Raw genomic sequence first — 10378 nt, 5'->3', positions numbered from 1 at the left:
GGGCGTGCCGCAACCGGGGTCCGGGGCGGAGCCCCGGTTGCGGGGAGGGGCGGGTGGGGGACAAGCCCCGCCCGCGCGTTACGCCTTGCGGAGGCGGAAGGTGAGGCCCAGGGCGCCGTCCTCGAAGGGGGTGCCGTAGGCGGCGTCGGCCTCGCCGGGGGCGAAGTCCGTGGCGAGGACCTCGTCCGCGATCAGCCCCGCGTGGTCCGTGAGGGCCTGGCGGAGTTCCTCGTCGGGCGACTCCCAGCGCAGGGCGATCCGGTCCGCGACGTCCAGCCCGCTGTTCTTACGGGCCTCCTGGATCAGCCGGATGGCGTCCCGGGCCAGGCCCGCGCGCCGCAGCTCCGGGGTGATCTCCAGGTCGAGGGCGACCGTGGCGCCGGAGTCCGAGGCGACGGACCAGCCCTCCCGCGGGGTCTCGGTGATGATGACCTCGTCGGGGGAGAGGGGGACCGTCTCGCCGTCCACCACGACCGACGCCGTCCCCTCGCGAAGTGCTACCGACAGCGCGGCCGCGTCGGCTTCCGCGATGGCCTTGGCGACCGGCTGGGTGCCCTTGCCGAAGCGCTTGCCCAGGGCACGGAAGTTGGCCTTGGCGGTGGTGTCGACCAGCGAGGCGCCGACCTCGTTCAGCGCGGCGAGCGAGGTGACGTTCAGCTCCTCCTCGATCTGGGCGCGCAGCTCGGGGCCCAGCTTCTCGAAGCCGGACGCGGCGACCAGCGCCCGCGAGAGCGGCTGGCGGGTCTTCACGCCGGACTCGGCACGGGTGGCCCGGCCCAGCTCCACCAGGCGCCGTACGAGCGCCATCTGCGCCGACAGAGCCGGGTCGATCATGGCCTGGTCGGCCTCCGGCCACGCGGTCAGGTGGACGGAGTCGGGGGCGTCCGGGGTCACCGGGACGACCAGGTCCTGCCAGACCCGCTCGGTGATGAACGGGACCAGCGGGGCCATCAGCCGGTTGACCGTCTCGATGACCTCGTGGAGGGTGCGCAGCGCGGCCGCGTCGCCCTGCCAGAAGCGGCGGCGCGAGCGGCGCACGTACCAGTTGGACAGGTCGTCCACGAACGCCGACAGCAGCCGTCCGGCGCGCTGGGTGTCGTACGCCTCCATGGCCTGGGTGACCTGCTCGGTGAGCGTGCCCAGTTCGCCCAGCAGCCAGCGGTCCAGCATGGGGCGCTCGGCCCGGGCCGGGTCGGCGTCGGACGGCGCCCAGCCCGTGGTGCGGGCGTACAGGGCCTGGAAGGCGACCGTGTTCCAGTAGGTGAGCAGCGTCTTGCGCACGACCTCCTGGATGGTGCCGTGGCCCACCCGGCGGGCGGCCCACGGCGAACCGCCGGCGGCCATGAACCAGCGCACGGCGTCGGCGCCGTGCTGGTCCATGAGCGGGATCGGCTCAAGGGTGTTGCCCAGGTGCTTGGACATCTTCCGGCCGTCCTCGGCCAGGATGTGACCGAGGCAGACCACGTTTTCATAGCTCGACCGATCGAAGACGAGCGTGCCGACCGCCATCAGCGTGTAGAACCAGCCGCGGGTCTGGTCGATGGCCTCGGAGATGAACTGCGCCGGGTAGCGCTTCTCGAAGACCTCCTTGTTGCGGTACGGGTAGCCCCACTGCGCGAACGGCATCGAACCCGAGTCGTACCAGGCGTCGATGACCTCCGGCACCCGCACGGCGTCGAGGGAGCAGCCGTCGGCGGGGCAGGCGAAGGTGACCTCGTCGATGTACGGGCGGTGCGGGTCGAGCCCGGTCTGGTCGGTGCCGGTCAGCTCGGACAGCTCGGTGAGCGAGCCGACACAGGTCAGGTGGTTCTCCTCACAGCGCCAGATGGGCAGCGGGGTGCCCCAGTAGCGGTTGCGGGACAGGGCCCAGTCGATGTTGTTGTTGAGCCAGTCGCCGAAGCGGCCGTGCTTGACCGAGTCCGGGAACCAGTTGGTCTTCTCGTTCTCCCGCAGCAGCGCGTCCTTGATCGCGGTGGTGCGGATGTACCAGGACGGCTGGGGGTAGTAGATCAGCGGGGTGTGGCAGCGCCAGCAGTGCGGGTAGCTGTGCTCGTACGCCAGGTGCTTGAACAGCAGCCCGCGCTCGTCCATGTCGCGGACCAGCGCCTCGTCGGCCTTCTTGAAGAACTGGCCGCCGACGAGGTCCAGCTCCTCCTCGAAGGTGCCGTCCGTGCGGATCGGGTTGACGATCGGCACGCCGTAGGCGCGGCTGCTCTTGAAGTCCTCCTCACCGTAGGGCGCCTGGTGGACCAGCCCGGTGCCGTCCTCGGTGGTGACGTAGTCGGCGTTGACGACGAAGTGCGCGTCGGGGATCTCGACCAGCTCGAAGGGGCGCTGGTACGTCCAGCGCTCCATCTCCGCACCGGTGAAGCTCTGGCCCGTGGTCTGCCATCCCTCGCCCAGCGCCTGCTCGACCAGCGACTCGGCGACGACCAGCTTCTCGTTGCCGTCCGTGGCGACCACATAGGTCACCTCGGGGTGGGCGGCGACGGTGAGGTTGGCGACCAGCGAGAACGGGGTGGTCGTCCAGGCCAGCAGGGACGCCTCGCCCGCCAGCGGGCCGGAGGTCAGCGGGAAGCGTACGTAGACCGAGGCGTCGACGACGGTCTCGTAGCCCTGCGCCAGCTCGTGGTCGGACAGGCCGGTGCCGCAGCGCGGACACCAGGGGGCGACCCGGTGGTCCTGGACCAGCAGGCCCTTGGTGAAGATCTCCTTGAGCGACCACCACACCGACTCGACGTACTCGGGGTCCATCGTGCGGTAGGCGTCGTCCAGGTCGACCCAGTAGCCCATGCGCTGGGTCAGGTCGGCGAAGGCGTCGGTGTGCCGGGTCACCGACTCCCGGCACTTGGCGTTGAACTCGGCGATGCCGAACGCCTCGATGTCCTTCTTGCCGCTGAAGCCCATCTCCTTCTCGACCGCCAGCTCCACCGGCAGGCCGTGGCAGTCCCAGCCCGCCTTGCGGGCGACGTGGTAGCCGCGCATGGTGCGGAAGCGGGGGAAGACGTCCTTGAAGACGCGGGCCTCGATGTGGTGGGCGCCCGGCATGCCGTTCGCGGTCGGCGGGCCCTCGTAGAAGACCCACTCCGGCCGGCCCTCGGACTGTTCGAGGGTACGGGCGAAGATCTTGTTCTCCCGCCAGAAGTCGAGCACGGCGTGCTCGAGGGCGGGCAGGTCGACCTGGGCGGGCACCTGGCGGTACTGCGTCATCGGAACACGTCCTCCGGCGGATACGTCTCGTCGTTTCCGTCGGAGGGACGAGAGCCGTCAGCGCTCCCGCGGTACCACCCTCCTTGGCCGCGAGCAGTGCGCTCCCGGCCCCCTCATTAGGGTCGCGATGCCGGTTCTACTGGCCCTGTGCGGGTGTTCTTCCGGCGGCTCCGGGGTGATCCTTCGCATCGCGCTCGCCCCCGGGCTCACACCGTCCCCGGGTCGCTCGTGGCCGCCTACGACGCTACTCGTCCCCATCCACGCCTTTCGCTGCGCCCAGTGTACGGGGCCGGGCGGACCGCGGCCGACCGCTTTTCCCGGCTGCGCCGACTGGGGTACGGGCCGGACCCGAGATGACCCGAATGCCGATACGCCGGGTGCTTCAGTCCGGGAGTCGTCGTTCGTCACTCTCCGGTACCGGTTCCCGGCCGGATTACCGGGCTGCGGGCGGGGCACAACGGTGGAGACCGGGTTGTCGTACGGGCAAGCCGGGCGAATCGGGCGGCGTGCCCCGTTGCCGCGTGCCCGGAGTCGATTTATCGTTCCGGAACGATTCGCGAGCAAGATCACAATATGTGAAGGGGCCGCGGCCATGGTGGCGAGGAAGACCGCCGTGCAGAAGAGCACGGCGAAGGCGACGAAGGCCGCGTCCGCGAAGAAGAGCGCCTCGGCCGGCAAGGCCACATCGGCCGCCGCGCAGGACGAGAAGGCCACGAAGGTCACGAAGAAGGCGGCCGCCAGGACGGCGACCGCCAAGAAGAGCGCGGCCAAGAAGACCAGCAAGACCACGAAGTCCACGGTCAAGAAGGCCACGGCCAAGAAGACCGCGTCGGCCGCACCGGCCAAGAAGGCGGTGCCCGCGAAGAAGACGGGAGCCAGGAAAGTGGTTGCGAAGAAGACCCCGGGCGGCGCGCCGACCGCCAAGCAGACCGCGCCGTCGTTCCCGCCGTCCGGCGTGCCCAAGGCCCGGGTGGCGGGCGGTCCCGTGGACCCCGCTGAGCTGCCCGTACGCCCCGGTGAAGACCCCTGGTCGGCGGAGGAGGTGGACGAGGCGCGCGCGGAGCTGCTGACCGAGGCCGGGCGGCTGCGCACCGAGATCCTCGCCTCCGAGCAGGCGATCACCGGGCTGATGCGCGACTCCGGCGACGGCGCGGGCGACGACCAGGCCGACACCGGGACCAAGAACATCACGCGCGAGCACGAGATGGCCCTCGCCGGGAACGCCCGCGAGATGCTGCTCCAGACCGAGCGCGCCCTGGAGCGGCTGGACGCCGGGACGTACGGCCTGTGCGAGAACTGCGGGAACGCGATCGGCAAGGCCCGGATGCAGGCGTTCTCGCGCGCCACGCTGTGTGTCGAGTGCAAACAGCGTCAGGAGCGCCGCTGACCGTCCGCACGCCTGTGCCGTACCCTCGTCTGAGCCAGGGGGAGACTGGCCCGGACGATGAGGGACACACGTTGACAGAGGCGGAGCAGGCCATCGGTACGCCAGACGCGGGGAAGGCCGAGGAGGGCGCCGGGACCAGCGCCGCCGGTGCCGCGTCCGGGGCCGGGAAGAAGCGGCGGATCGGGGTGCTGGTCGCGATCGCCGCGTTCGCGTACCTCCTGGATCTGGGCAGCAAGCTGGCCGTGGTCGCGAAGCTGGAGCACCACGCTCCGGTCGAGGTGATCGGCACCTGGCTCCAGCTGGAGGTGATCCGCAACCGCGGCGCCGCCTTCGGCATGGGCGAGGCGATGACCATCGTCTTCACGGTGATCGCGGCCGCGGTGATCGTGGTCATCGCGCGGCTGGCCCGCAAGCTCTACAGCCTGCCGTGGGCCATCGCGCTCGGCATGCTCCTCGGCGGCGCCTTCGGCAACCTCACCGACCGGGTCTTCCGGGCGCCCGGCGATCTTCAGGGCGCGGTCGTGGACTTCATCGCCCCCGCCCACTTCGCGGTCTTCAACCTCGCCGACTCGGCGATCGTGTGCGGCGGCTTCCTGATCGTGATCCTGTCGTTCCGCGGGCTGGACCCGGACGGCACGGTCCACAAGGACTGACGTCCGGCCGGCGCGGGGCCGGTATCCGACGGGCGTACGAACCGGTCCGCGCGGTCCGTCATACTCGACGGGTGAGTACGATTCCCGAGATCCGCACCCTGCCCGTACCCGACGGACTGGAGGGCGAGCGCGTCGACGCCGCGATCGCCCGCATGTTCGGCTTCTCGCGGACCAAGGCGGCCGAGCTGGCCGCCGCCGGGAAGGTGCAGGTCGACGGCAGCGTCGCCGGAAAGTCCGACCGGGTCTCCGGCGGGGCCTGGCTCGAGGTCGAGATGCCGCAGGCCGCGCCGCCGGTCCAGATCGTCGCCGAGCCCGTCGAGGGCATGGAGATCGTCCATGACGACGACGACATCGTGGTCATCGCCAAGCCGGTCGGCGTCGCCGCCCACCCCAGCCCCGGCTGGACCGGCACGACCGTGATCGGCGGGCTCGCGGCCGCGGGCTTCCGCATCGCCACCTCCGGTGCCGCCGAGCGCCAGGGCATCGTCCACCGGCTGGACGTGGGCACCTCCGGGCTCATGGTCGTCGCCAAGTCCGAGCGCGCGTACACCCTGCTCAAGCAGCAGTTCCGGGAGCGTACGGTCGAAAAGCGCTACCACGCGCTGGTCCAGGGCCACCCCGATCCGCTCAGCGGCACCATCGACGCGCCGATCGGGCGTCATCCCCAGCACGACTACAAGTGGGCCGTGACGGCGGACGGCAAGCCGAGCGTCACCCACTACGACCTCATCGAGGCCTTCCGCGCCGCCAGCCTCCTCGACATCAAGCTGGAGACCGGGCGCACCCACCAGATCCGGGTGCACATGTCGGCCCACCGCCATCCGTGCGTCGGCGACCTCACCTACGGGGCCGACCCCACGCTCGCCAAGCGGCTGAAGCTGACCCGGCAGTGGCTGCACGCGATGCGGCTGGGCTTCGAGCACCCGTCCGACGGCAGCTGGATCGAGTTCGAGAGCCCCTATCCGGACGACCTCCAGCGGGCGCTGGACATCGTGCGGGCGGAGAGCGCGTGAGCGTGCCGTACGCGATCGAGGTGGTGACCGACGGCGACCTCACGGACTGCCATGCCGTGCGCCGCGAGGTCTTCGTGATCGAGCAGGGCATCTCCGAGGCGGAGGAGATGGACGCCTACGACGCGCACGCCGTCCACCTCCTGGCCTCCTCGGCGGGCCGCCCCGTGGGCACCGTCCGCTTTCTGCACGGCGCGGCCGCCGACAAGAAGTACGGCCGCGCCGGGGTGAACGGTGCCACTACTGCCGCCCTCGGCCGCCTCGCCGTGGTCCCCGCGGCGCGCGGCACGGGCCTGGGCGCCGCGCTGGTCCGGGCCGTCGAGGCGGAGGCGGGGCGGCGCGGGCTGTCCCAGGTCTACCTGGAGGCGCAGACCCACGCGCTCGCGTTCTACGAGCGGCTGGGCTACGAGGCGTTCGGGCCCGAGTTCGACGAGGGGAGCGGCATTCCGCACCGCGCGATGCGGCGCTCCCTGCCGGGGGCTTAGCCCCCACCCGGCCCCTTCCCGAACCCGGGGCCGCGCCCCGGACCCCGGCCCCGGCCCCCTAGCCCTTGCGGAAGCCGTTGTCGAAGCGGGCGAAGTGGTCCTCGCGCCCGGGGGCGGGATGCGTGGGCGCCGGGGCGGGCACCTGGGCCTGCACCGCGGGCGCGGTCGCGATCCGCGGCAGCGCGTACGGATGCTCCTCCCGCAGCCACGTGATCATCCGCTCCCGGATGTCGCACCGCACCGTCCACGCGTCGTCGGAGTCCCGCGCGGTCACCAGCGCCCGCACCACGATGGTGCTCGGGCTGGTGTCGGTGACGACCAGGCTCCAGTCCCGGCCGTCCCAGGCGGGGGACTCCTGCACGATCTCGCGCAGCTTCGTCCGCATCTCCTCGATCGGGGCGTGGTGGTCGAGGTGGAAGAGGACCGTGCCGGTCTTCTGGGTGCCGCCGCGCGACCAGTTCTCGAACGGCTGCCCGGTGAAGTACGACACCGGCATGGTGATCCGCCGCTCGTCCCACGTCCGCACGGACAGGAAGGTCAGGGTGATCTCCTCCACCGTGCCCCATTCGCCGTTGACCACCACCGTGTCGCCGATGCGCACCATGTCACCGAAGGCGATCTGGAGGCCGGCGAAGAGGTTGCCCAGCGTCGACTGGGCGGCGACACCGGCGACGATGCCCAGGATTCCGGCGGACGCCAGCATGGACGTCCCGACGGCGCGCATCGCGGGGAAGGTCAGCAGCATCGCCGACGCCGCCACGACTCCGACCACCGCGGCCACCACCCGCTGGATCAGCGTGACCTGGGTGCGCACCCGGCGCACCCGCGCCGGGTCGTGCGCGCTGGCGGCGTAGCGGGAGTACGAGGATTCCACGATGGCCCCGGAGCCCCGGATCACCAGCCAGGCGGTCGCCGCGATCAGCACCAGGGTGAGCAGCCGGCCGATCGCCGTCTGGTGCGCGGTGATGGCCTGCGCGTCGATCGTCTCGTACGAGCCGCGCAGCAGCGCCGTGCACACCGTCACCTGGAGCGGCAGCCGGCAGCCGCGCAGCAGGTCCCACAGCGGGGTCTCCGGGTGCCGGGCGTCGATCCGCCGCAGCAGCCAGTCGGCTCCCCAGCCGATGAGCACGGTGATGGCGAGGGAGCCGCCGATGACGATGACGGGACGCAGCACGTCCTCCATGAAGATCTTCCTCGTCCTTCCGCCGGAGGTTCTGGGTTCCGCCTTCCCGGGCCGTACCTGGCACGATGGGCGAAGCGCGTTCCACCCACTAGGAAGTGACCACTGTGACCCGTTCCCCGATCCTGCTCCTCCATTCCATGTACGGCCTGCGGCCCGCGGTGCACGCGGCCGCGGACCGGCTGCGCGCCGCGGGGCACGAGGTGCACGTACCCGATCTGTACGAGGGGCGGACGGCGGACACCGCCGAGGAGGGCATGGCCCTCAAGGAGGAGATCGGCGGGGACGAGCTGCTGAAGCGGGCGGTGCGGGCCGCGGCGCCCGTCTCGGAGCGCGGTCTGGTCTACGCGGGCTTCTCGCTCGGCGGCTCGATCGCGCAGAACCTGGCGCTGGCCGACGAGAAGGCGCGCGGGCTGCTCCTGCTGCACGGGACGTCGGACATCGCCGACGACACCACGACCGACGGGCTGCCGGTGCAGCTGCACGTCGCCGACCCCGACCCGTTCGAGCCGCACGACTGGCTGAACGCCTGGTACCTGCGGATGGGGCGGGCCGGGGCCGATGTGGAGGTCTTCCGCTATCCGGGGGCCGGGCACCTGTACACCGACCCCGAGCTGCCGGACTACGACGAGGAGGCCGCCGAGGCCACCTGGCGGGTGGCGCTCGGCTTCCTCGACGAGGTGGGGTAGTTCAGGCCACCGGCTGGGAGGCACGCTCGACGCGCTGGGTGCCGGAGCGGGTGACGTAGGACCGGGTCCAGGACGCGGTGGCGTGCGGGTCGGCCTTGTCGGAGACGGCGTAGTAGTCCATCTGGGCGCGCTCGGCGGTGACGTCGAGCACGCCGTAGCCGTGGGCGTCCATGTCCAGCCACTTCACATGGCGGTTGGCGGCGCGGAGGGCGGCGGCCGCGGCCAGGGAGACGGTGTGCGCCGGTACGTGGAGCAGATCGTCCAGGTTGTCGGAGGTCACCGAGGTGACCACGAACTCGGTCGCGGCCGAGTCGGAGAGCGGATAGGTCGCGGCCTTCACCGGGACGTCGTTGGCCCAGGCCATGTGGATGTCGCCGGTGAGGAAGACCGTGTTGCCGATGGCGTTCCCGGTGAGGTGGGCGAGCAGCTCGCGCCGGTCGTCGGTGTAGCCGTCCCACTGGTCGGTGTTGATCGCCAGGCCCTCCTTGGGCAGCCCGAGGAGTTCGGCCAGCGGGGCGAGCACCTCGGCGGGGAGCGCGCCGAAGGCGACCGGCGAGATCATCACCGAGTTGCCCACCAGCCGCCAGGTGGTGTCCGAGGCGGAGAGCCCGGACTTGAGCCAGTCGAGCTGGGCGCGCCCGGTGACCGTGCGCTCCGGGTCGTCCACCGCGCCGTTGCCCACGCCCACCTGCTCGGAGCGGAACGAGCGCAGGTCGAGCAGGTGGAGGTCGGCGAGGGTGCCGTAGCGCAGCCGCCGGTAGGTGGTGCCCTCGGTGGAGGGGCGCACCGGCATCCACTCGAAGTACGCCTGCTTGGCGGCGGCCATCCGTGACGCCCAGGCGCCCTCGGTGCCGGGGGTGTGGTTCTCGGCCCCGCCCGACCAGGCGTCGTTGGCGAACTCGTGGTCGTCCCAGATGGCGATCATCGGCACCGCGGCGTGCAGCGCCTGGAGATCGGGGTCGGTCTTGTATCTGCCGTGCCGGGTGCGGTAGTCGGCGAGGGTGACGATCTCGTGGGTGGGGGCGTGCCGGCGGACGACGTTCTTCTCCTCGGGGTATTCGCCGCTCTGGTACTCGTAGATGTAGTCGCCCAGGTGCAGGATCGCGTCCAGGTCGGTGCGGGCCGCGAGGTGGCGGTACGGGGAGAACCAGCCCGCTTCCCAGTTGGCGCAGGAGACCACGCCGAAGCGGATCCCGGGGGCGGCGGCGTCGGCCGCCGGTGCGGTGCGGGTGCGCCCCACGGGGGAGTACGCGCCGCCGTCGGCGCGGAAGCGGTAGAAGTAGGCGGTGGCCGGGCGCAGTCCGCGCACATCGGCCTTGACGGTGTGGTCGGTCGAGGCGGTGGTCTTGGCGGTGCCGTGCGCGACGACCGTGCGGAACTCCCGGTCGCCGGCGACCTCCCAGCCGATCTCGACGGCCGGGCCGAGCCCCGAACCGGGCACGGCGTCGGGGGTGGGGGTGACGCGCGTCCACAGCAGGACGCCGTCGGGCAGCGGATCGCCGGAGGCGACGCCGTGCAGGAAGGCGGGTCCGGTGGCGGCGTGGGCGGCCGTCTGGGCGGCCAGCGGCAGCAGGGCGGCGGTGGCCGCTACGGCCGTGACGGCGCTGCGGCGGGATATGTGGTTTTTGGCGTCGGTCACGGCCGACGAGATTACTGGCAAGTAGCCCCGAACGGCAGGGCTCCCGGGGGAAGTTCGCCCATGTGTCGCCGCGGGGTCACCGCCGGGTCGGCGGGCGTGCCCCCGGGGTGATCCCCCGGGGGCAC

General features: G+C 71.7%; 8 protein-coding genes. 5 read left to right on the top strand and 3 right to left on the bottom strand.

Going from position 1 to position 10378, the window contains the following annotated elements:
• Nucleotides 1-78: 78 nt before the first annotated feature.
• Nucleotides 79-3210 (bottom strand): isoleucine--tRNA ligase, encoded by a 3132-nt coding sequence (gene ileS / locus EEJ42_RS38675; protein WP_123106839.1) that lies wholly within the window; start codon nt 3208-3210, stop codon nt 79-81.
• Nucleotides 3211-3802: 592 nt separating this feature from the next.
• Between ileS and EEJ42_RS38670 the strand changes: the two genes are divergently transcribed.
• From EEJ42_RS38670 to EEJ42_RS38655, 4 genes are all read left to right on the top strand, one after another.
• The gene (locus EEJ42_RS38670) at nt 3803-4597 is read left to right on the top strand and encodes a TraR/DksA family transcriptional regulator (protein WP_123106838.1); all 795 of its coding nucleotides are present in this window, start codon (nt 3803-3805) and stop codon (nt 4595-4597) included.
• Nucleotides 4598-4668: 71 nt separating this feature from the next.
• Nucleotides 4669-5250, top strand: a complete 582-nt coding sequence (locus EEJ42_RS38665; RefSeq protein ID WP_123106837.1) for a signal peptidase II — start codon at nt 4669-4671, stop codon at nt 5248-5250.
• A gap of 71 nt (nt 5251-5321) precedes the next feature.
• Nucleotides 5322-6263 (top strand): RluA family pseudouridine synthase, encoded by a 942-nt coding sequence (locus EEJ42_RS38660; RefSeq protein WP_123106836.1) that lies wholly within the window; start codon nt 5322-5324, stop codon nt 6261-6263.
• Entirely contained in the window at nt 6260-6745 is a 486-nt protein-coding gene (locus EEJ42_RS38655) for a GNAT family N-acetyltransferase (protein ID WP_123106835.1), read from the top strand. The genes EEJ42_RS38660 and EEJ42_RS38655 overlap by 4 nt, the downstream gene beginning before the upstream one ends.
• A 58-nt stretch (nt 6746-6803) precedes the next feature.
• Here the strand turns inward: EEJ42_RS38655 and EEJ42_RS38650 are convergent, their stop codons facing one another.
• Nucleotides 6804-7928, bottom strand: coding sequence for a mechanosensitive ion channel family protein (locus tag EEJ42_RS38650; RefSeq protein ID WP_123106834.1), 1125 nt, complete (start codon nt 7926-7928; stop codon nt 6804-6806).
• A 137-nt stretch (nt 7929-8065) separates the two neighbouring features.
• Between EEJ42_RS38650 and EEJ42_RS38645 the strand changes: the two genes are divergently transcribed.
• Nucleotides 8066-8614 (top strand): dienelactone hydrolase family protein, encoded by a 549-nt coding sequence (locus tag EEJ42_RS38645; protein ID WP_246097638.1) that lies wholly within the window; start codon nt 8066-8068, stop codon nt 8612-8614.
• A gap of 1 nt (nt 8615) precedes the next feature.
• Here the strand turns inward: EEJ42_RS38645 and EEJ42_RS38640 are convergent, their stop codons facing one another.
• Entirely contained in the window at nt 8616-10253 is a 1638-nt protein-coding gene (locus EEJ42_RS38640; protein ID WP_123106832.1) for an alkaline phosphatase D family protein, read from the bottom strand.
• Nucleotides 10254-10378 lie beyond the last annotated feature (125 nt).

Origin of the sequence: Streptomyces botrytidirepellens (assembly GCF_003721215.1) — a bacterium.
Lineage (GTDB): Bacteria > Actinomycetota > Actinomycetes > Streptomycetales > Streptomycetaceae > Streptomyces > Streptomyces himastatinicus.
The sequence above is the reverse complement of the archived record's forward strand: the minus strand, read 5'-3'. Positions and strand labels throughout refer to the sequence as shown.

What these genes read in the sequence shown, in the direction of transcription:
- ileS (WP_123106839.1), bottom strand. Translation starts at nt 3,210, where the DNA reads ATGACGCAGTACCGCCAGGTGCCCGCCCAGGTCGACCTGCCCGCCCTC.
- EEJ42_RS38670 (WP_123106838.1), top strand. Translation starts at nt 3,803, where the DNA reads ATGGTGGCGAGGAAGACCGCCGTGCAGAAGAGCACGGCGAAGGCGACG.
- EEJ42_RS38650 (WP_123106834.1), bottom strand. Translation starts at nt 7,928, where the DNA reads ATGGAGGACGTGCTGCGTCCCGTCATCGTCATCGGCGGCTCCCTCGCC.
- EEJ42_RS38645 (WP_246097638.1), top strand. Translation starts at nt 8,066, where the DNA reads ATGTACGGCCTGCGGCCCGCGGTGCACGCGGCCGCGGACCGGCTGCGC.